Here is a 21,835-nt window from a genome sequence, read left to right on the forward strand (position 1 = left end):
TTACATTTCAGAATTATTTTCATATCCATAAAATTTTGGAATCTGCCAATGATATTTTACGGCTAAAGTTCTGATGGAAACAATTAATAAAATGGTGAAAATCTGAATGATAGTATAAGTTAATGTAGTAAATTTTGTCAAGAGTAAAAATGCAGAGCCTCCGACAATACATGCTGTTGCATAAATTTCTTTTCTGAATATCAACGGAATTCTGTTGAGTAAAATATCCCTGATTATACCTCCAAAACAGCCGGTAATTGTTCCTAAACCAATGCAGATTAAAGGATGAATATCTGCATTCAATCCTTTTTGCACACCAATTATTGTAAACAACCCGAGTCCGAAACTGTCAAAAATAAATAAGGTTACCCTGAAATTTTTTTCAAAAGATTTAAAGATCATTGTGAAAATGCTTGTCAGAATAATCAAAGCACAAGTCAAAAGATCATGCATCCAGAAAACCGGAATGTCAAGCAAAAGATCTCTTACAGTTCCGCCACCAACAGAAGTTACGAACGCAATAATCAATACTCCAAACGGATCTAGACGTTTCTGCATCGCAGCAAAGCTTCCCGACATCGAAAAGGAGATCGTTCCCAAAACTTCTATCGCAAAATTGAACTGTTCGTGCATGTTTTTATGAATGATAAATGATGATCGATAATTGATTTTATTGGGATTTTTTATCAATCATCATTTATCGACTATAAATTATTCTACTTTTTCTCTACCCTCACCGAATCAGGAACAAGCAATTCATATTCTCCTCCGTGATTAATAATTTCCCTCACAATACTACTACTGATGAAAGATTTTCCGGATGAGGTTAATAAAAACACAGTTTCCAGTTTTTTATGAGCTAAAGTTCTGTTGGTATGAGCGATAGCTTTTTCAAATTCGAAATCGGCTGGATTTCTTAAACCTCGGATAATGTATTGAGCATTTTTTTCAAAACAGTAATCAACGGTTAAACCTTCAAAAAAGTCGACTTCTACATTGGGAAATTCAGCAACGGAATTTCGGATGAATTCTATCCTTTTTTCCAAAGGAAACATATATTTTTTTTGAGAATTCTGCCCGATCGCGATAATTAATTTATCAAAAAGCGGTGCAGCTCTTTCTATAATATCATAATGTCCTAAAGTGATCGGATCGAATGAACCCGGGAAAACAGCAATTTTCATACTCGTTATTTTTTAGATAAAGCTTTTTCAACCTCGTTTCCACAAAGGTCTGTGATAGAGATTCCGTAGATTTTTGCCTGTTGCGGAAGAATACTTGCAGGAGAGAATCCTGGATTTGTATTCATTTCCAGCATGTAAGGAATTCCATCCATTAAAATAAATTCACTTCTTGAAAAACCACTCATTCCTAAAGAATTGTATGCTCTTTTGGAAATTTCTTCAACTCTGATTCTTGTTTCATCGTCGATTCTTGCAGGAGTAATTTCTTCGGAAGCACCTTCATATTTTGCTTCATAATCGAAGAATTCATTTTGAGGAACGATTTCTGTGATTCCCAAAACGATGGTTTCGCCTTTATAATCGATAACTCCAACGGAAACTTCCATTCCGTCTAAGAAACTTTCAATTAAAATTTCATCATCTTCTTTAAAAGCAATTTCTGTCGCTGTAATTAATTCAGACTTTTCTTTAACTTTTGAAATGCCCAAAGAAGATCCTGATTGATTTGGCTTAACAAAAACAGGAAGACCAAGGTTTTCTACAATTTCGTCAACATTGATTTCTTCCCCTTTTCTTAAATAAACACTTTTTGCAGAAGGAATTCCGTATTTTGAAAGTACGGCTAATGTATCTTTTTTATTAAATGTTAAAGCACTTTGATAAAAATCACATCCTGTATATTTTTGTCCGATCGCATCCCAATATGCTTGAAGGATACCGTTTTCACCCGGTGTTCCGTGAATAATATTAAAACACGCATCGAATTTTAACGTTTCATTATTGTCTAATGTTACCGAAAAGTCACCTTTGTTGATTTCGTATTTTTTATCATTTTCGTCTAAAAAATACCATTCATCTTTAAGAATGACTACTTTATATACGTCGTAAAGTTCTCTGTCTAAAGAATCATAAATTAATTGTCCGCTTTTTAATGATACAACATATTCGTCAGAATAGCCTCCCATTACTACGGCAACACTTTTTTTGCTCATGTCCATATAGTATCAATTAAGGCAAATTTAATGATTTTATATAATGGATAAACGGAAATTCCTAAATTTTAAGCTCAAAAATGAAATGTGTTAAATAAAAAGGACATTATAAAATTATTAATTATATTTGCTCTTTAATTATAGTAACTTTAAGTATGCTTAAATCACTTTTCAATTGGAAAGTTTTACTGAACTTAGTCGTAGCCATCGGTGTTTTTGTGGGGTTGGTTTGGCTTACATTTCGTTGGTTAGAATATCATACCAACCACGGTCAGGAAATTCCCGTTCCAAATATTGTCAATAAATCTGTACAGGAAGCAATCAAAATATTGGATGATTCCGGATTGGAGTATGAAGTGGATAGCTTTAATTATGATCCTAAATACAGACCTTTTCAGGTTTTGCAGGTATATCCTGTTCCGGGTTCTCGTGTAAAAGACGGAAGAGCAATTCAGTTGAGAGTAAATCCAAGAACCTGGGCAAAAGTTGAGGTTCCGGATGTTATAAATAAATATTCAGGTCTTGCTTTCCAGAGATTGGAACAGGTAGGATTAAAAGTGGGTGATACGATTTTCGAACCAAGCATTCAAAAAGATGCAGTTATAAGAATTTTATATAAAGGAAATGAGGTAAAACCTAAAACAAAACTGGCAAGATTTTCTATCGTAGATGTTGTGATAGGTTCGGGGCCGATGAGAAATATTTCGATTCCTAATGTTGTGGGATTAACGGTAAAAGAAGCACGATTAGTAATTGCCAAAAGTATGTTTGAGGTTGGTCTTGTAGAACATGAAGACGGAAGCAAGGACGAATCTGATATTATTTATTATCAGGATCCGGCTGCAGGAGATGTCCGGGACCAGGGAATGCAGATTGATCTCTGGGCAAGTAAGAAAACGCCTGCCGAATTGAGTGCTAAAATTGAGCAATTGAATTCTATCTACAGAATGAAAGTAGATACAGGATTGCCTCCGGTTCGTTATCAGGAAGTTCCTGCACATCAGGAGCCTGATTATAATGCTCCGCCGCCGCCTCCAGCTCCGAGAAAAGATGATCCGAAACAAATGACGCAACCACTTAAATCAGATGTTTCAAAAGCAACAACGGCAAAACCTACGGCTTCCGTAGCTGAAAATAATAAACCTAAAACTACTACTTCTAATACAGGTGGTAGTTCTGGTAATAATCCAACGGCAAGTAAAACTGTAGTTGCAACACAAAAACCTACTGAAAAGCCAAAAGCTAAAAAGGTAGTTGTAGAATAATAAATTAATTATTGTAAAAAATACAGGCTTCAACTTTTATTATGTTGAAGCCTTTTGTATAAAAAATAAAATAATGTCAGAAGATAACGAAGATTTTTTAGATGAAGAATTATTAGACTCCAACAGTATTGATAATCTTGATATTGACGAGGAAAATAAAGGGTTGTATGAGCATCTTAATCTCACTGTAGACAAAAGTCAGGAACCATTAAGAATAGATAAATTTTTATTGATCTTTCGTCAGAATTCTTCAAGGAACAAGATTTCACAAACTTGTAGAGCTGGAAATGTTATTGTGAACGGAGTTGCCGTTAAACAAAATTATCGTGTAAAACCAGGAGATCAGATTTCTGTTTTATTAGCACATCCACCGAGAGAAAATGTTATCATTCCTCAGAATATTCCTATTAATATTATTTATGAAGATGATGATTTGGTTGTCGTAGATAAAGAACCGGGAATGGTTGTCCATCCAGGATTTGGAAATTGGGATGGAACTTTGGTAAATGCTTTGGCTTATCATTTCGAACAAAATAATGCAAAATCAGATCTTGACAGAGTAGGACTGGTTCACAGAATTGATAAGGATACTTCAGGACTTTTGGTAATTGCTAAAAATGAATATGCTTTAAGTTTTTTGGCTAAACAGTTCTTTGATCGAAAAACAAAAAGATTGTATTGGGCATTTGTTTGGGGTAATGTACAGGATGATGAAGGCACAATTCGTGGTCATATCGGACGTCATCCTAAAAATAGAATGCAGATGCACACTTATGAAGACGGAAGCCAAGGAAAGCATGCGGTGACCCATTACAAAGTTTTGGAAAGATTTAAATATATGACTTGGGTAGAGTGTAAATTGGAGACGGGAAGGACTCACCAGATCAGAGCACACTTCAAACATATCGGTCATACCTTGTTTAATGATGAAAGATATGAAGGTCATACACCTCTCCGAGGAGTGAATCTTCCTAAGTATAAGCAGTTTATAAAAAATGTCTTCGAGATTTTGCCTAGACATGCGCTTCATGCACATACTTTAGGATTTATACACCCTACAACCAAGAAAGAATTATATTTTGAGAGCCCAATGCCGAAAGATATGGCGGATGCTGTAAAAAAATGGAGAAATTATTTAGAAAACTAAAAATATATTGAGAATTTTTTTATATTTGTTGAATTGAAATCAAGATTTGTTATGAGAAAACTATATGCTATAGTATGTTTAGCTCTTTTGTCGAATGCATACAAAGCACAAGAAACTTTACCGTACTATCAACAATATCTTTTAGATGGTGAGTTTTTGTTCAACCCTGCACAATATGGAAAAACAGACTATGTGCAGCTTAATCTTAACTATCAGCAGCAATTTTCAAAGTTCAGCGAATCTCCAAACGTACAGTCGGTTGGGATCAACGCGAACATCTTTGATAGAGTAGGAGCTGGTTTATCTGTATTCAGAGACAGCAATGGTCCTATTTCTGCGGGAGGTATTACAGCAGGTGCTTCATATTTTATTCCTCTTAGTAGTGAAGGAGACAGAAAAGACCAATTCTCTTTCGGTACAAGTGTAAGCTTCTATAATATGAATTTTGATTATTCAAAAATTAATACGCAGGACGCTTCAGACCCATTATTGCAGGGAAGTGAAAGTAATATCTTCATGGCTTATGCAAACTTTGGAGCACAGGCTACATTTAGAAATATCTTCGCAGGAGTTTCTGTTAACGATATCGCTCTTACAAACGATGAGGCGATCGTAAACGGACGTGAGCCTTCTCCGATTAAGTTTTTCTTAAACTTAGGATATGATTGGCATGTAGGAGATAACATTTATTTCACTCCATCTGCGTTGATCAACCTTAACACGAACTCTACAAGAACAATCGATTATAACTTAATGGGTACGTTCTTTAATGATATCAATTCATTCTCTTTCGGAGTTAGCTACAGATCTGTTCAGAACAGATTCGACAGTCAGCAATTGCAGATTGCACCAGTTGTAAAAGTAAGATTCAATAAATTTATGATTGGAGCTACTTACAACTTAGGTTTATCTGATATCCAGGAATATGGAGGAAACAGCTTCATGATTGGATTAGGATATAACTTCGATAACTTCATTAATCACAGAGGTTATAGATATTAATCAATTTAATTTAAATAAATTTGAGCTCTGAATTTCTTCAGAGCTTTTTTTATGATTTATATTCACATTCCGTTTTGTAAGCAAAAGTGCAGCTATTGTAATTTCCACTTTTCAACATCTTTAAATTTTAAAGATGAAATGATTGCTGCTATGAAAAAGGAAATCTATTTGCGAAAAGACGAACTGCAAAACAAAACATTACAGTCACTTTATTTTGGCGGAGGTACGCCTTCTATCCTTTCTCCTGATGAAGTCAAATTTTTAATTGATGAAGTCTTAAAATATTTGAGTTTTGATAAAGATATTGAGATCACTTTAGAAGCCAATCCGGATGATTTGGATAAAAATTTTTTGAAAGGATTATCAAATTCTCCGATCAATCGTTTGTCAATCGGTACTCAAAGTTTTTTTGAGGAAGATTTAAGACTAATGAATCGTGCACATACAGCTTCGGAAGCTGAAGGTTCTATCAAAAGAGCTCAGGATTTTGGTTTTGAAAACTTGAGTATTGACTTAATTTACGGTTCGCCAACTTCCAATTTAGAAATCTGGAAGGAAAATTTAAACAAAACAATTGCTCTGGAAGTTCCGCATATTTCGTCTTATGCTTTAACGGTTGAGCCAAAAACAGCTTTGGAAAATTGGATTTCTAAAGGAAAAGTACTCAGTCCAAAAGAAGAAGAACAGAATAAAGAGTTTTATTATCTGTCAGATTTCTTAAAAGATAATGGATTTGAACATTATGAAGTTTCGAATTTTGCAAAACCAGGCTTTTATTCAAGACATAATTCTGCCTATTGGAAGTATAAAGAGTATCTGGGAATCGGTCCATCTGCACATTCGTACAACGGTCATGATGTCAGAAGTTGGAATATTGCCAATAATCCACAATATATTAAAAAATTAAACTCAAATTTGTTGGCTAAAGAAGAAGAAATTCTTTCTCAAAATGATCAGTTTAATGAAATGATTATGATTGGATTAAGAACAATTTGGGGTGTTGATCTCGAAAGTTTAAAAGAAAAGTTTAATAATGAAGTTCTTGATCACTTCCAAAGCGAAATTAAATCAAAACTGGAAGAAGAAATTTTGATTATTGAAAACAATCATCTGAAAATTCCGGAAAAACATTGGTTTATGGCAGATGGAATTGCTTCGGATTTGTTTATCGTTTAAATTAATAAATAAAGATGCTTCGACAAGCTCAGCATGACATTTCTAATACTATTCGATTAATTATTGTTTAAAACAGTTAGTATTCGCGATGTCATGCTGAGCTTGTCGAAGCATCTCTTTTAAACATGATATATTGTCACACAAATTTCACTATTTTTGTATAAAATTTCAACTCAATTTTGAAAACTAAAAAGCAAGATTATTCGCATCTTTCACCAAAACAGCCTATCGGAATTTTTGATAGTGGAGTTGGAGGATTAACTGTAGCTAAAGAAATCAAAAGACTTCTTCCACATGAAGATCTGATTTATTTTGGGGACACAAAGCATCTTCCTTACGGTGAAAAATCAAAGGAAGCAATTATAGAATATTCTACAAAAATTACAAATTTTTTGTTGGAACAAAATTGTAAGGCAATTGTAATAGCCTGTAATACAGCAACCGCAAATGCTTTGAATGAAGTAATGCAGTCTGTTGCTGGAAAAGTTCCTGTAATCGACGTAATAAATCCTGTTGCGGAAAAAGTTTCGTATGAAATTCACAATAATGTTGGTGTAATTGCAACTAAAGCAACTGTAAATTCCGGACTTTACAAGAAAAGCATCAGAAAACATAATAAATGGATCAAAGTTGATGAGTTGGCAACACCATTATTAGTTCCCGCGATTGAAGAAGGTTTCAAAAATCATCCGATTACTCATGCAATTATTTATAATTACCTGAGCAATAGTAAATTAAAAAATATTGAAACTTTAATTTTAGGATGTACACATTATCCTTTATTAATTGATGAAATCAAACAATATTATGGAAACAGAGTTCGTGTAATTGATTCACCGAATATTGTAGCCAATCATTTAAAGATCATTTTGGATAAGTATAATCTTTTGAATGATCACAATCCAAAACCGAATTATCATTTTTATCTTTCCGATCTAACCAAGAACTTTGAAAAAATTTCAAAAAAATTCTTCGGAAAAAGTATCGACTTAGAATTTAAAGTATTATAAAATAGAAAGCTGTCTCAATTTGAAACAGCTTTTTTATTGACTTTTTACATTTCCAAAATCACATTCTCTCTTTTTAATCTTTTCTTCGGAGTATGAATTGGCTGATTACTGTCATTTTCAGATTTTTCTCCAATTGCAACAGCAAATAAGCTTTCATACTTTTCATTATTTAAAATCGCATCGTATTTATCGTTTTCAATTCCTTCCATCGGAGTAGAATCGATTTCCATAGCTGCACAAGCAGAAAGCAAGATGCCAAGAGAAAGATAAACCTGATGTTTTAGCCATGATTTGATTTCGGCTTCACCTTTTGGCTTTACAAAAGTTTTGTAATAATTGATTGAACCTTCAGGTAAATTTTCTTCGATTTGTTTTTCGAAATCTTCCGGATCTTTAATTACTTGAAAAACGATCAGATAACTGCTGTCTAAAATTTTTTCTTTGTTAAAATAAGAAGCTTCGGCAAGTTGTTCTTTAATTTCAGGGTTATTTACAAAGACGAAATTCCATGGCTGACTGTTGATGGAAGAAGGACTTAAATGTAAAATTTCTTTAAGCGTCTGTAATTTTTCGTTACTGATTGTTCCTTGAGGATTATACTTTTTCACAGTATATCTAGATTTCATTTTCTTTAAAAAGTTCATAATTTTTTATACTATATTTTTTATAGTTGCAAAACTAATTTAAGTTTAATACATTTGCAATAACGGTCTAAAATGATAGTATAAAATGTATTCAATCGACAACAAAGAATATCCTTGCTGTACAACAGTAACCATGAGATTCATCGGCGGAAAATGGAAAGCTGTAATTCTGTATTATCTTGTAGACGGAGCAAAACGATACAATGAGTTAAGAAAATTAATCCCGACAATCACCGAAAGAACTTTAAGTCTTCAGTTAAAACAACTGGAAGAAGACAAGATTATCAATAGAAAAGTCTACACGGAAAAACCACCTTTAATGGTAGAATATACTTTAACGGATTTTGGAAAAACACTGCTTCCTGTTTTAAATGAAATTGCAAAATGGGGCGAAAGTGCGGTTGTAACTTCTGAAAAAGTAGAAGTTGTTTAATATGTAAGCAAAAAAAAATCAGGAAAATTATTCCTGATTATCTGTTATTTCAATATTTTCTTCTTTATTCGGTTCAAAAAAGCTGAAACTTACGTTTCCGTATTTTCTGGTGTCGGTTAAATTCGGATGATCGAATTTCATTCGGCTTTGATGTTCTACGACTAGAATTCCGTTTGGCTTTAAATATTTATTGTTTAAAACTAAAGAAATCAGTTCGTGATATTTCTTTTCTTCCATTTCGAAAGGTGCATCAGAAAATACAATCTCATAGCTTTTCTTATTTCTGAATTTTTTCAGCCAATCGAAAGTATCACCTCTTTGAACACTTACCTGTAAGCTAAATCCTAATTCAGAAGCAGTAGAATTTAGAAAACTTGTGTGTTTCGGGTTCATTTCTACGGAAGTAATATCTTGACAACCTCTTGAAGCGAATTCAAAACTTATCGAGCCAATTCCTGCAAATAAATCCAGCACAGAAATCGACTGCATATCATAAGTATTCTCCAAAATACTGAAGAGAGCTTCTTTCGCAAAATCCGTTGTCGGTCTTACGTCAAAATTTTTCGGAGCGGCTATTTTCTTAGCTTTCCATTTGCCGGAAATTATTCTGTACATGTTTTTTGTTGTTAGATTGTAGGTAATAGGTTGCAGGCTAAAAATAAGACCTATCTGTTACCTAATTTAAAATAAAATTTTTGGTAGGAACGTTATCAAATACAATTCTCATATTCTTTACGAATTTCTGTAATTCTGAAATAAAGGTTTCATTTTCAGTAGTTTCTCCGTAAGCAAAAAAGCTGGTTTCATTGATTCCAAAACCAATTTTACTTAAAGTGAACATCACGAAATAAAGAAAATCAACCTCCGAATTAACATCCAGGTTATTGTATAAAATGATTTTTTTGTTGTCTATCGCGAAAAACTCACATTGATTATGATAAAGATTAATGTGAATTTCCTTGTTGTTTTTGTTATTAATTGAATTTAAAAACTTCTCCCCGGAAAAATTAAACTGAACCGGAATAGCCAATTCTTTAATCTTTTTATAAAAATTTTTCGGAAAAGTATAATAAAACTGAACTTTAAATTTTTCATTAACAGAAAGCATTAACTCTTCTTTTTCCTTATCAACAGGCGCATTATAAGCAATTAATTCAAATCCTGTTTCATGCTCCGAAAACCCTTCAGGCATCAACGTAAAATGATTCAGTGCGGAAACTACATGAATTTCATCGAATCTTTGCTTGATCAACACTTCATCCAGTTTATCCGCAATCAGATTTTCCGGAGATTCTTCGTCTACGAAATAAGATTTTTCCTCCAAAATGCTTTTATTCTTTGCAATCTGGTAAATTAATCCGTCTTTGGTAAAAAGTAAATTAAGTACGTTCATATTTCAATTCCTGCAAATTTAGTGAAATTCTACCATTACCGCACCCGATTGATGGTGAAGTATTTCCTTATTATAAAAATCCAGATTTGTCTGGCTTTCCAAAACGTCAAAAACCATTCTCTGTAAAACTCCGTCTCCAATTCCATGCACAATTTCCAGTCTTTTCAGATTGTTTTTTCTGCAAAACGCAATGACCTCCAACAGTTTTTCCTTTTGAATGAACAATCTTTCAAAACTGTCATAATCATTAGGATTTTTAACCAAATTATGAAAATGTAAGTCCAAAACCAAATGATTTCTTTGATGTTTTTTAGAAATATTTTTTCTGGGTTCTGCTTTTTTTACAACTCTTACATTTTCGTAAAGATCAGAATCTTTCGGAACCAATTTTTCTTTCGGATATTGATAAGTAAAGCCATATTCATCTTTGAAAACAACAATATTTCCATTAACGGAAGTTACAACTCCGCTCAAATCTTCATCAACTACAGAAACTTTATCGCCTATCTTCATAATTTGTCATTGCGAGGAACGAAACAATCTCTTAATATTCTGAATCCCCCAGTTTTTCTTAATAGTTTTTAAGTGTAATTTTAAATTTTAGATCCCAATTCAATAACTTCCAAGTCCTTAATTTCGTCACCATCAATCACGAAACGCATCATCGTTCTCATCTTATGCCAACCTTGTTTTCCGCAAGCTCCCGGATTCAGATGAAGTAAATTGTTTTTCTGATCAAACATCGCCTTCAAAATATGCGAATGTCCTGAAATAAACAATTTCGGAGCTTTTTCAGAAATTTCTTTTTGAGTTAACGGAGTATATTTTCCAGGATAACCACCGATGTGAATCATTAAAACTTCTACATTTTCACAAAAAAAACGATTCACTTCTGGAAATTCAGAACGGATTTTTGCATTGTCGATATTTCCGTAAACTCCTTTTAAAGGTTTAATTTTTTCAAGCTGTTCAATCACATCCATACTTCCAAAATCTCCGCCATGCCAAATTTCATCGGCTTGCTGAGCGTATTCTAAAATTCGGTCATCAATGTAAGAATGCGAATCGGAAAGAAGTAGGATTTTGGTCATTATTAAATGAAATTATCTTTTAAAGCTTCAAATTTACTTATAAATCCTGAATTGTTTAACTTTGAAAAAATTAAAAAAAATGAAACAAAAACTTTCTTTTTTCCTTCTTCTTTTAGCTGTAGGTGTTTTTAATGCACAGGTTGAAGAAAAAAAATTGGATGAATTAGTTCAAAATACATTAAAAACATTTGACGTTCCGGGAATGTCAGTAGGAATCATCAAAGATGGTAAATTGATTTACTCTAAAGGTTTCGGAGTGTGTTCTTTGACGTCAAAACAACCGATGGATGACAATACTCTTGTCGGAATTGCATCAAATTCTAAAGGTTTTACCTGTACCGCATTAGCAATTTTAGCAGATGAAGGAAAATTGAACTGGGACGACAACGTTTCAAAATATATTCCTGAATTTCACATGTATGATCCGTATGTTTCTCAAAATGTTACGATTAAAGATTTAGTAACTCACAGAGCAGGATTAGGTTTGGGACAGGGAGATTTAATGTTCTTTCCTGAAGGCGGAAATATGACGGTGAATGATATTGTGCATAACGTAAGATATTTAAAGCCGGAAAATCCTTTCAGAACAACTTTGGATTATAATAATATCATGTTCATCGTTGCCGGAGAAGTTATCCACAGAGTTTCGGGATTGTCTTGGGCAGATTTTATTGAACAAAGAATTATGAAACCTGTCGGAATGACTTCAAGTTTTGGAAGCTACAACAGAGCGAAAGCAATTTCAAATAAGATCGATGCACACGCTCCTGTAGACGGAAAAGCAATAGCTGTTCCTCACGACTGGAACGAAACAGCAAACGCAGCCGGTGGAATTATGAGTAATATCAAAGACATGACAACTTGGGCAGAGTTCTTGTTGAATAATTTCACGACAAAAGACGGTAAGAAATTAGTTTCAGATAAAAATGTTCAACAGCTTTGGAGTTTGCAAATTCCTGCAGGAGTTGCAGCGAAAAACCCTTATGATACGAGTTTTTATGGTTATGGAATGGGATGGTTCTTAAGTAATGTGAAAGGTCACAAACAAATTCAGCATACAGGCGGATTGATCGGAACGGTAACTCAGTTTACGTTGATTCCTGATATGAAACTGGGAATTGTGGTTTTAACAAATCAACAATCCGGAGCAGCTTTCAATACGATCACAAATACTGTAAAAGATTCTTATCTTGGAGTTGAGGATAGAAACTGGCTGAAAACTTATGGTGACAGAATGAAAAAGACGGAAGAATTTTATGATAAGCAAAAAAAAGATGCTTTTGCAAAATCTGAAACTTTCAAAAAAGATAAAAATCTACAGCCAAAATCTGAACAATTCGTTGGAACTTATAATGATAAATGGTTTGGTGATGTAGAAATTTCTCAGCAGGGAAATGTATATAAAATTTTATGTAAAAATTCTCCAAGATTGAAAGGTGAATTGTTGCCTTTCTCTAATAATTCTTTCATCATCAAATGGGACGACAGAAGCTATGATGCCGATGCATATATTATTTTTGATTATGATGAAACAGGAAAAGCACAATCAGCGAGATTAAAGCCTATTTCTGACGTTACAGATTTTAGTTTTGATTTTGATGATCTGGATCTGAAAAGAAAATAAAATTAAAAGCTTCAACTTTTGTTGGAGCTTTTTTATTTTAATGCATTTAAATCACTTTCGACTCTTGTTGTCTCTGAATTGAGATGCTGTTTTTCAAAGAAGCTTTTTAATTCGATCAGACGTTTTTTATTATCATAATGTATGCTTGAATTTAATTTTTGCTGACAAAGCGAACAAGCACGCGCAAAACGAGAATCAGTTTCTGAAAGATTGTTGCTGCCGTTCATGGCGCAGTTTGCATTCAGGCAATGAGTGATTCCGAACATATGTCCTATTTCGTGGGAACTTGTTTTCAGGAGTCTTTCTAAACTTTGATTAAAATTAGATTCCGTTAAATTTCCATTGGCAAATCTGTACATTGAAGTTACACCAACTCCACTTTTATATGATGCTAAACCGAAAACATAATTCCAGTCAGATTTTGGGAAAAGATCTTTTTCTGTGATTCCCATCAAAACAATAGCATCTTTCGGTTTTCTCTTTATTAAAACACTATCCAAAACATATCCTGCCAAAATTTGTTCGTTCTCATCCTTTATTCTTCTGACAGATTTTGGAAAAATAGTATTTGACAAAGATGGAAGTACTTTTGTATTCAGTTGAAAATAAGCTTTTAAATACTCTTTACTTAATTCAATCTGTTTCTTTTGTAAATCATTAAATTCTCCTATAGGCTGAAGATAAATCGTATTTTTTCCGGCTTCAGGAATAATTTTTTTTGATTTCTGAAAATTTTCAAAGGTCTGGAACTTCTCATTTCTGGTATATCTCCATTCGTGAGGTGTAGGATTGGAAAGTTTAACATCATTTGAAGAGATGACCTCAAAATAAGTTTTTTCTTTCTTCTGACAGGAAAAAAAGAATATAAAAATTAATAGATAAAAGATTTTTAATTTAAAATTAAATTTTCCCCGGATCATAAAAGAATAGTAATTTCTTTTTCGCTCCATCAAACTCAGACCACGAATTACAATCAATTTCAAAACCTGCAACACCACAAGTCGGGAAGTGAAAAATATCATGAGAAATAGAATTTGCGAAGTTGGAAATTCCGTTATTATGAGAGAAAAAGGCAACTGATTCGTGGCTGTCGTCCAAATCATAAATTACAGATTCAAAATTACTTTCCGAGGGATTATAAAGTTTCTCATTCGTAATAATGTTGATATGATAGGTCTGATTGAAAATTTTGCACGTATTCAACGCACGAACTGCCGGGCTCGATACAAAATAATCGATTGCCACATTGTTGGTTTTCATAAATCTGGACATGTGCATTGCTTCTTCTAAACCCTTGTCTGCCAATGGTCTGTCGAAGTCCTCCGTTTCTTCCGGCCAGTCACTTTTTGCATGTCTTACGAGGATGAGTTTCTTCATATTTTCAGTTTTGGAAAATTAAAATTATAAAAAAATTACTGGAAATAAACATGATTTAGAAAAAAAACAGTGTTAGGAATAAAATCATTAAAATTTACTAAATTTGCAAACTTATGGGACAAATCCTTGCAATAGACTATGGAAAGGCTCGTTGTGGCATTGCTGCGACGGATGATATGCAGATCATTGCGAGTGGTTTGGATACTGTACAAACTTCAGGACTGGTGGAATTTTTGAAAAAATATTTCAGTGAAAATGTCGTTAATGAAGTAGTAATAGGACTTCCCGTAGATTTGAAAGGAAATCTTTCAGAAGTGGAAACAGACATTTTAAAATTTATAGAAATTTTTCAAAAAGAATTTCCAAATGTTAAAGTGAATCGACTTGATGAAAGATTTACGTCCAAAATGGCTTCGTTTTTTATTTCCCAAAGTGGGAAAAGCAAAAAACAGAGACAAGAAAAAGGATTAATAGATAAAGTAAGTGCAACCATCATATTGCAAAATTTTTTAGAACAAAGAACAAGATGATTTTACCGATAAGAGCCTTTGGGGATCCAGTTTTAAGAAAAGTGGCTAAGGATATTGATAAAGATTATCCCGAGCTGCAAGAGTTGATAGAAAACATGTTCGAAACGATGTACAGTGCAAACGGTATAGGATTGGCTGCACCTCAGATCGGACTTGATATTCGTCTGTTTATGGTAGATGTTTCGCCTCTTGCAGAGGATGAAGACTATGAAGATATTAAGGATGAATTGGCAGATTTCAAGAAAGTTTTCATTAATGCTAAAATTCTTGAAGAATCTGGTGAAGAGTGGAAATTCAATGAAGGATGTCTGTCTATTCCGGATGTGAGAGAGGATGTGAAGAGAAAGGGAACGATCGTAATTGAATATTATGACGAAAATTTTGTGAAACATACAGAAACTTTTTCCGATATTAGAGCCCGCGTAATTCAGCATGAGTATGATCATATTGAAGGAATTTTGTTTACAGACCATTTAAGCGCTTTAAAAAAGAAGCTGGTAAAGGGGAAATTAACAAAAATCACTCAAGGAGACGTAAGCATCAATTACAAGATGAGATTTCCAAAATAGTTTGAATTAAAAATAAAAAAGAATATAAATAGCAAAAAGCTGAAAGCCGATTGCAAAGTTTACAAAAAATAAAATTATGCTGTTAGAAAAAATAATTTCAATTTCTGGAAAACCAGGACTTTTCAAGTTAGTTTCACAATTAAGAAACGGATTTATTATTGAAGATGTTACTTCAAAGAAAAAAATTAGCATCGGAAATTCTAGTCAAGTAAGTTTATTAGACAACATCGCGATGTTCACGTTTGATAAAGAAGTTCCTTTGTTTGAAGTTTTTGAAAATATTGCTAAAAATTACGATTATAAAGAGGCTATTCCTCACAAATCAAACGATGCTGAATTGAAAGAATTCATGACGGCTTCTCTTCCAAACTACGATACAGAAAGAGTTTATGCTTCTGATATTAAGAAATTAGCGCAGTGGTACAATATTCTTCACAAAGCTGGATATATCACTCCGGATAGTTTTGTAAAAGCTGAACCTGAAACTTTAGAAGGTGAACCTGCAACAGAAGAAGTAAGTGTAGAAAAAGAAGCTCCTAAAAAAGCGGCTCCAAAAGCTGAAAAACCTGCAACTCCAAAAGTAAAAGCTACTTCTGCAGCAAAAGCAGCTCCAAAAAGTACACACAGAAAACAAGGATAATTCATTTTGAATTAAAATATAGACCTCGTCCGAAATGGCGAGGTTTTTTGTTTTGGATAGTAATTCGCAAAGGCACAAATTTCTTTTTAATAGTATACTTTTTAAAGTGTAGAAAATCAAATATTTTTAGCAAAGTTCAACGTCATACAATTTTATCGAAGATAAAATCCTTGCATCTTAAAACATCAAGCTGGATTAAACTTTGCGTCTTTGCGAATTAGCAACAAAATTAAAATGTTTCAAGACAAAAGAACATTCAAAAAGATTTACCTTAAATTTGTATCACTTGAATTCTCAAACTATGAATACCAAAAAGGAAAAACTGGAAGCTTTCGGAAGATTATTGGACATTATGGATGATCTGCGTGAAAAATGTCCATGGGATCAGAAACAGACACTAGAATCGCTTCGTCATTTGACTTTGGAAGAAACTTATGAGCTTTCGGATGCTATTTTGCAGAACGATTTACAGGAAATCAAGAAAGAATTGGGCGATGTTTTATTGCATTTGGTTTTTTATGCTAAAATTGGTTCAGAAAAAGAAAGTTTCGATATTGCGGATGTTATTAATTCTTTAAATGAAAAATTAATTTTCCGTCATCCTCACATTTATGGAGATACAACGGTGAAAGATGAAGAAGAAGTGAAGCAGAATTGGGAAAAATTAAAGTTAAAAGAAGGAAATAAATCTATTTTGGGAGGAGTTCCTAAAAGTCTTCCGAGTTTGGTAAAAGCGTACAGAATTCAAGATAAAGTAAAAGGAATCGGTTTTGAATTTCATAATGCCGAAGATGCGTGGAAAAAAGTAGATGAAGAAATTCAGGAATTTCATGCTGAAACAGATCTGGATAAAAAAGAGCAGGAATTGGGCGATGTTTTTTTCTCGTTGATCAATTATGCAAGAATTTCCGGAATCAATCCGGATTCGGCGTTGGAAAGAACCAATTTAAAGTTTATTTCAAGATTCCAGAAGATGGAAGAGCTAGCTTTGAATAATAATATGAGTCTTTCTGATATGTCTTTGGAGGAAATGGATGTTCTTTGGGAAAAGGCAAAACTAATAAATAACAACTAATGAAAATGAATATTTTTTGTGCAGTAGCATCACTTTTACTGGTCGGATGTAATCCGAAAACTCAAAGTGAACAGTCAGTAGATGATACTTTAAAAGTAGAATTTTCTTTACCTAAAAAATTGAAGGAAGTTTCCGGAATTGCTTTGTCTAAGGATAAAAAAACAATTTGGGCAATTGAAGATCAGGGAAATAAAAACGTTGTCTATGGATTAGATTTACAAGGAAATCAAATTGCTGATGTTTTGGTAGATAATGCTGAAAACAATGATTGGGAAGATATTACAGAAGATTCTCAAGGGAATATTTACATCGGAGATTTTGGAAATAATGATAATAACAGACAGAATTTAGCTATTTTAAAATTAGATTTAAAAGATGCTTCACAGAAAAATACAAGCGTAACTCAGACTACGAAATTTCATTATGAAGGTCAGACAGAATTTCCACCAAAAAAATCAAATTGGCTGTATGATTGTGAAGCTTTTGTAGAAATGGACGGAAATTTTTATTTGTTTACAAAAAACAGAAGCAAAGGATTTGACGGCACTTTTCTAGTTTTTCAGGTTCCGAATAAAGAAGGGGATTTTGAAGCAAAATTGATAGGTAAATTGAAGCTTCCGGGAGGATACAGCGACGCAGCCATTACTTCTGCAACAATTAACAGCACAAAAGATAAGATTATTTTATTAAATCATAAAAATATTCAGGTCCTGACTGGATTTACAGCCGATGATTTTAGTAAAACAAAAATTCAGAAAATATCATTAAACCATAATACTCAAAAGGAAGCGATTGTCTTTCTTGATGATAAAACGCTCCTGATTGCGGATGAAAAGGATAAGAAAACAGGTGGAAATGTGTACAGGTTTCCTTTAAAATAAAAACAAAATCCGCAGAAAATTTCTGCGGATTTGTTATATAAAGTCATTTTTACTTTAATAATTAAAACGTCATTCCTACACCTCCGGAAATTCTTCCGCCATCTGTTCCGTAGAAATAATTCAGTCTTGCCGAAAACATTTCAACAATGCTTAGCCAAAATCCTGCACCGACAGACTGATGCCATTTTCTTGAATCTTCGTTGTCATTCCAGACTCTTCCGACATCATAACCCAATAAAATTCCCATGTTTGCCGGAACGATATTGTTTTTCACTCTTCCAAAATCCCAACGGATTTCAGAGTTGTTGGTAAAGTAAGATTTTCCAGAGAATCTTTCATTTCTGAAGGCTCTCATTCCGTTATTTCCTCCAATAGCTGCAGCCTGATAGAATTCAAAATTATTATTGTTGATCCACATTCCGTTGCTGGAATTGGCAAAAACAAAATTTCCTCGGCTGTCCAATCTGTGATCCAACGATAGGGTTCCTTTCAATATCAGAAAATTTCTTTTTGTATCTGTAAGATTGGTTTTCCAGTCGGCATTTACTTTAAATTCCATGCCTAAAGTCGGGAAAGCGGTATTGTCTACATTTTTATAACTGAAAGTATAATTCGCACCTGCAAATTGCTGATTGTCGAAAACTTCAGGTTTTACATCGGTAGAAAGATCTACAAAACGATCTCCGTTTCTCTGAACTTTATTATTTTCAAAAGTTAATTGAAATTGATTAAAAATATTAGACCAGCTTTTCTTAGAAATCGAAGGCGCAAAATTAATTTTTGAAATTCTTGCTCTGTTGAATTTTCTTTCCATTGTTTCCTTATCATACTCACTTTCATTAGATAATCCAAAGAAGTTTTCAGCAAAACGCGGAGTTGTGAAAGCTGCGTCCAGATTAAAATCCCAACTTCCGACAGCTTTTTTGAAAATTCCTTTGTAAGCCGCATTGAATCCACCTGTTGCAGTATAAAAATTAACTTTCAGACTGTGTTTTTGAGTATAAGGATTTCGGATGAAATTATTTACTGTAAAATTTGCTAGAACACCTAAAATTACGCCGTCATCCGGATTGTAGTCTGCATTGGGATATCCTGCAAAGAAGTTATATTTCGGATGTTTGTAATTGTAAGTATTGATGTCATAATCGTCTGAAATTCTTTTCGTTGCTCCGTGTGTGTTGTAAGTGTTTTTTTGTGATTTAAAATCATAAATTTTCACTTTACTTCCGTTTGCAACATTGTAAGTATCATTATTATAACCTCCAATTAATCTGATATTCATTCTAGGTTTTCCGTCACCGGAAACTTCATAAATATCATCATCTTCAAGACCGTAGATCCAAAGTTCTTTTGTTTTGGAATCATCATATGTTTTTTCGAAAACCAATTCCTGATTTTCTTTGTTTTTGTCTAATTTATATTGCTTTACATTAACTGTACTTCCTGTTTTTGTGATCACAAATTTATCAGGATTTACTGTTCCGGCTAATGGAACTTTTTTCTGTAAAACATCATAATATTGAGAAGCATAAGTCTCTAATTTCGTTTTTCTTAATTTTAATTTTCTCTGAATATCTGCAATTGTTGCATCTTTTACTTCTTTCGGTAAATTGTTGAAAGCTTCGTCAATATCTTTATCCGTAAGATGTTCCTGAATATATTTTGCCTGTGCGATCCATTCTTCCTGCGTAGAACCTTTTAAGAAAACCAGATCCAAAGGATAAGGTTCCATAGCAAGCCATTTTACACTTTTAATATCATCTTTAAAAGTTTTCATGTGGCGGATTGCCGGAATATTCATGATAAGTTTAAAAGCTGCACCATCATAGTTACTGAAAGCCTGATCTCTGTCTCTTGGAATCGGTTTGTAAATTGTTTTGTCACCGTCTTTGTATTCTGCCCATTTCCATTGGTCGGAATGTCTGTCCCAGTCGCCGATCAGCATATCAAAAATTCTTGCTCTGATGTACGTTTCCTGATCTACAGAATATTTATAGTTTTTATTAAAATTTTTAAGAACATCATCAGTCGAAATAATATCTTTTGCATTCCCGATTGATGCTAAAGTTTTCGGATCTGAAGAAAAACGCTCCTCAATCATATACATTTCATCACCGTAATTCATATTGTATTCACCTAAAGCATATTGTTTTGGAATATAATACAGCCTCGGATTGCTGTGAATAAGATCCAGCTTATCTGCCATATTTCCTACAGCAAACGGAGTGAACGGATGATTGGTTGTATAAAAATCAAGCAGGAATTTTTCCGGAAAAGTATTATTCAGTTCGTTTCCGAAAGTACTTTTCTTGAAAGCCATATTATTAAGAAAACGAACGGCACTTTTTTTCACACCTCTCATGACGAATTCCTGTCCGTCCTGAGATTTCAATCGTAAACTGTTCGACTGGTTTCCACCACCTTCTCTGAAAGGAGTGTAACCTCCGTCAAGTGTCGAAATATTTGCTGTCGGAGCTTCGATTGGCATTCCGTAATATCTTCTGTAATGATCTCCCCAAAGCCATCTGTAGAATTTTCCTTTTTCCGTTAATTTTTTAGGATAAATGGTAGATGAAACGGTTGATGGAAAAGAATTAGGATAATTGTTTACAAACTCTTTAGGTTTATCGATCACCTGAATTTGTGAAAGTTTTTCCAGTTTATTGTCTTTTGTCGAAAAATATTCAACATCGGAACTTTGATCTTTTCTGATATTTAATACAGCAAAACCACTTCCTCCATAAGAAAAATCTGTTTTTTCTCCGATGGATGCAGGATCTGTTTTGGAACCGGCTCCGCTGATGATTTGTCTGATATTTCTTTCTTCGTGATATTGCAGATTATGATCGTGTCCAGAAACAAAGATGATATTTTCCTTTTCCTGAACAATGCTCTTTAATCTATTCGATAAATCAGCGTAATGCTGACTGTTGATGTCTTGAGGATTGGCTCCTGATGAAGTTCTTACAACATTCAGCAAGCTTGCAACTCCAGGAACCGGAACTTTACTCTTAAAAGGATAAAGATGAGATTTCGCAGAAGTATAGCCAGCGTGAGTTCCTGAACTGATTACAGGATGATGTAATGCGACAATAATTCTCTTATCCTGATTTTTATTAATTAAATCTTTAAATTCATCAAAAAAATCTTCACGGGTTTTGATGTCACAGTTTTTATTGATTCCGGGATATTTGTCCCAGTTTACCAAAGCCCATTCTGTATCAATGACAATTAATTTTACATCTTTGGTCAAATTAATATCATCAATCGGGCAGGAAGCTTTTGGTAAAAAAGACTTTTTATCGTTAAAATAATCCTTTACAAATTCTTCCTGAGCCTTCAGACCGTCCAATCCGTTGTACCAATCATGATTTCCAGGAATAACTAAAGTTTTTCCTTTAAAATTCTTTACAATTGCCAATTGATCTTCCAGCTTTTTCTTTGCTGAATTGTAATCTTTATCAGATTTTTCGGGCATTCCGGAAGGATAAATATTATCTCCCAAAAAGATCAGCATCGAATTCTTATCGGCAGCTTCCAATTGTCCTTTAAGCAAATTCAGGGTATTCTGAGCCTGAGCTTCATCTGCATTTCCAGCATCACCGATCAGGAAAATTTTAAAATCAGTTACGGATTTTATATCAGAATTACTTATTTCAGATAAGTTTTTACCCTTTTTTACGTTATATGTTGCGCAGGAATAGAGAACTCCGGCGGACAATGCTACTCTGATTACAACAGAAGTATTTTTTAAGTGAGTTTTCAAGGATAAATTCATAAATTTACATTAACTAAATTTCGG

Annotated in this window: 23 protein-coding genes; 12 read left to right on the top strand and 11 right to left on the bottom strand. The window is 33.4% G+C overall.

Translation table 11 applies throughout. From position 1 onward, the window contains the following. The 3 genes from ABD940_RS13360 to ABD940_RS13370 form a co-directional block, all read right to left on the bottom strand. Positions 1 to 633 (bottom strand): trimeric intracellular cation channel family protein, encoded by a 633-nt coding sequence (locus ABD940_RS13360; RefSeq protein ID WP_345204802.1) that lies wholly within the window; start codon positions 631 to 633, stop codon positions 1 to 3. A gap of 83 nt (positions 634 to 716) precedes the next feature. Further along, positions 717 to 1,184 carry a pantetheine-phosphate adenylyltransferase gene (gene coaD, locus ABD940_RS13365; protein ID WP_345204804.1) on the bottom strand — a complete coding sequence of 156 codons (468 nt, stop codon included), beginning with the start codon at positions 1,182 to 1,184 and terminating at the stop codon, positions 717 to 719. Between the two features lie 5 nt (positions 1,185 to 1,189). Further along, positions 1,190 to 2,176, bottom strand: coding sequence for a D-alanine--D-alanine ligase (locus ABD940_RS13370; protein ID WP_345204806.1), 987 nt, complete (start codon positions 2,174 to 2,176; stop codon positions 1,190 to 1,192). Between the two features lie 155 nt (positions 2,177 to 2,331). On the opposite strand from ABD940_RS13370, the gene ABD940_RS13375 reads away from it, so the two are divergent. The 5 genes from ABD940_RS13375 (at position 2,332) to murI (ending at position 7,776) form a co-directional block, all read left to right on the top strand. Further along, positions 2,332 to 3,441, top strand: coding sequence for a PASTA domain-containing protein (locus tag ABD940_RS13375; RefSeq protein ID WP_345204808.1), 1,110 nt, complete (start codon positions 2,332 to 2,334; stop codon positions 3,439 to 3,441). A 73-nt stretch (positions 3,442 to 3,514) separates the two neighbouring features. After that, positions 3,515 to 4,588: an RluA family pseudouridine synthase gene (locus ABD940_RS13380; RefSeq protein WP_345204811.1), complete on the top strand. Its 1,074-nt coding sequence runs from the start codon at positions 3,515 to 3,517 to the stop codon at positions 4,586 to 4,588. 51 nt (positions 4,589 to 4,639) lie between these two features. Next, complete coding sequence (locus ABD940_RS13385) at positions 4,640 to 5,590, top strand: PorP/SprF family type IX secretion system membrane protein (RefSeq protein ID WP_345204815.1); 951 nt, start codon at positions 4,640 to 4,642, stop codon at positions 5,588 to 5,590. 51 nt (positions 5,591 to 5,641) lie between these two features. Continuing rightward, a complete protein-coding gene (gene hemW / locus ABD940_RS13390) occupies positions 5,642 to 6,766 on the top strand; it encodes a radical SAM family heme chaperone HemW (RefSeq protein ID WP_345204818.1) in 1,125 nt (374 codons plus the stop codon). A 179-nt stretch (positions 6,767 to 6,945) separates the two neighbouring features. Then, entirely contained in the window at positions 6,946 to 7,776 is an 831-nt protein-coding gene (murI, locus tag ABD940_RS13395; protein WP_345204820.1) for a glutamate racemase, read from the top strand. A gap of 44 nt (positions 7,777 to 7,820) precedes the next feature. Here murI and ABD940_RS13400 read toward each other — a convergent pair whose 3' ends face one another. Continuing rightward, on the bottom strand, positions 7,821 to 8,420 hold the full coding sequence (locus tag ABD940_RS13400) for a nitroreductase family protein (protein WP_345204823.1): 600 nt from the start codon (positions 8,418 to 8,420) through the stop codon (positions 7,821 to 7,823). A gap of 85 nt (positions 8,421 to 8,505) precedes the next feature. Here ABD940_RS13400 and ABD940_RS13405 point away from each other — a divergent pair, with 85 nt between their 5' ends. Next, a complete protein-coding gene (locus ABD940_RS13405) occupies positions 8,506 to 8,853 on the top strand; it encodes a winged helix-turn-helix transcriptional regulator (RefSeq protein ID WP_345204826.1) in 348 nt (115 codons plus the stop codon). A 27-nt stretch (positions 8,854 to 8,880) separates the two neighbouring features. Here ABD940_RS13405 and ABD940_RS13410 read toward each other — a convergent pair whose 3' ends face one another. From ABD940_RS13410 to ABD940_RS13425, 4 genes are all read right to left on the bottom strand, one after another. After that, the gene (locus ABD940_RS13410) at positions 8,881 to 9,468 is read right to left on the bottom strand and encodes an RsmD family RNA methyltransferase (RefSeq protein ID WP_345204829.1); all 588 of its coding nucleotides are present in this window, start codon (positions 9,466 to 9,468) and stop codon (positions 8,881 to 8,883) included. Between the two features lie 61 nt (positions 9,469 to 9,529). Next, a complete protein-coding gene (locus ABD940_RS13415) occupies positions 9,530 to 10,246 on the bottom strand; it encodes a DUF3822 family protein (RefSeq protein WP_345204832.1) in 717 nt (238 codons plus the stop codon). 18 nt (positions 10,247 to 10,264) lie between these two features. Beyond that, positions 10,265 to 10,759: a Smr/MutS family protein gene (locus ABD940_RS13420; protein WP_345204835.1), complete on the bottom strand. Its 495-nt coding sequence runs from the start codon at positions 10,757 to 10,759 to the stop codon at positions 10,265 to 10,267. Between the two features lie 80 nt (positions 10,760 to 10,839). Next, complete coding sequence (locus tag ABD940_RS13425) at positions 10,840 to 11,337, bottom strand: metallophosphoesterase family protein (protein WP_345204837.1); 498 nt, start codon at positions 11,335 to 11,337, stop codon at positions 10,840 to 10,842. 79 nt (positions 11,338 to 11,416) lie between these two features. Here ABD940_RS13425 and ABD940_RS13430 point away from each other — a divergent pair, with 79 nt between their 5' ends. Continuing rightward, on the top strand, positions 11,417 to 12,961 hold the full coding sequence (locus tag ABD940_RS13430; RefSeq protein WP_345204839.1) for a serine hydrolase: 1,545 nt from the start codon (positions 11,417 to 11,419) through the stop codon (positions 12,959 to 12,961). A 32-nt stretch (positions 12,962 to 12,993) separates the two neighbouring features. Here the strand turns inward: ABD940_RS13430 and ABD940_RS13435 are convergent, their stop codons facing one another. Beyond that, positions 12,994 to 13,881: an archaemetzincin gene (locus ABD940_RS13435; RefSeq protein WP_345204841.1), complete on the bottom strand. Its 888-nt coding sequence runs from the start codon at positions 13,879 to 13,881 to the stop codon at positions 12,994 to 12,996. Next, positions 13,862 to 14,338: a SixA phosphatase family protein gene (locus tag ABD940_RS13440; protein WP_345204844.1), complete on the bottom strand. Its 477-nt coding sequence runs from the start codon at positions 14,336 to 14,338 to the stop codon at positions 13,862 to 13,864. The genes ABD940_RS13435 and ABD940_RS13440 overlap by 20 nt, the downstream gene beginning before the upstream one ends. 113 nt (positions 14,339 to 14,451) lie before the next feature. On the opposite strand from ABD940_RS13440, the gene ruvX reads away from it, so the two are divergent. From ruvX to ABD940_RS13465, 5 genes are all read left to right on the top strand, one after another. Continuing rightward, positions 14,452 to 14,868 (top strand): Holliday junction resolvase RuvX, encoded by a 417-nt coding sequence (gene ruvX, locus ABD940_RS13445; RefSeq protein ID WP_345204848.1) that lies wholly within the window; start codon positions 14,452 to 14,454, stop codon positions 14,866 to 14,868. Next, entirely contained in the window at positions 14,865 to 15,437 is a 573-nt protein-coding gene (gene def, locus ABD940_RS13450) for a peptide deformylase (RefSeq protein ID WP_345204850.1), read from the top strand. The genes ruvX and def overlap by 4 nt, the downstream gene beginning before the upstream one ends. 76 nt (positions 15,438 to 15,513) lie before the next feature. Beyond that, positions 15,514 to 16,077, top strand: coding sequence for a DUF5606 family protein (locus tag ABD940_RS13455; RefSeq protein WP_345204854.1), 564 nt, complete (start codon positions 15,514 to 15,516; stop codon positions 16,075 to 16,077). Between the two features lie 301 nt (positions 16,078 to 16,378). After that, entirely contained in the window at positions 16,379 to 17,152 is a 774-nt protein-coding gene (gene mazG, locus ABD940_RS13460; protein WP_345204857.1) for a nucleoside triphosphate pyrophosphohydrolase, read from the top strand. Then, entirely contained in the window at positions 17,152 to 18,033 is an 882-nt protein-coding gene (locus ABD940_RS13465) for a hypothetical protein (RefSeq protein ID WP_345204860.1), read from the top strand. Before mazG ends, ABD940_RS13465 begins: the two co-directional genes overlap by 1 nt. A 61-nt stretch (positions 18,034 to 18,094) precedes the next feature. Here the strand turns inward: ABD940_RS13465 and ABD940_RS13470 are convergent, their stop codons facing one another. Next, the gene (locus ABD940_RS13470) at positions 18,095 to 21,799 is read right to left on the bottom strand and encodes a metallophosphoesterase (protein WP_345204862.1); all 3,705 of its coding nucleotides are present in this window, start codon (positions 21,797 to 21,799) and stop codon (positions 18,095 to 18,097) included. Positions 21,800 to 21,835 lie beyond the last annotated feature (36 nt).

Origin of the sequence: Chryseobacterium ginsengisoli, from assembly GCF_039542325.1 — a bacterium.
GTDB lineage: Bacteria > Bacteroidota > Bacteroidia > Flavobacteriales > Weeksellaceae > Chryseobacterium > Chryseobacterium ginsengisoli.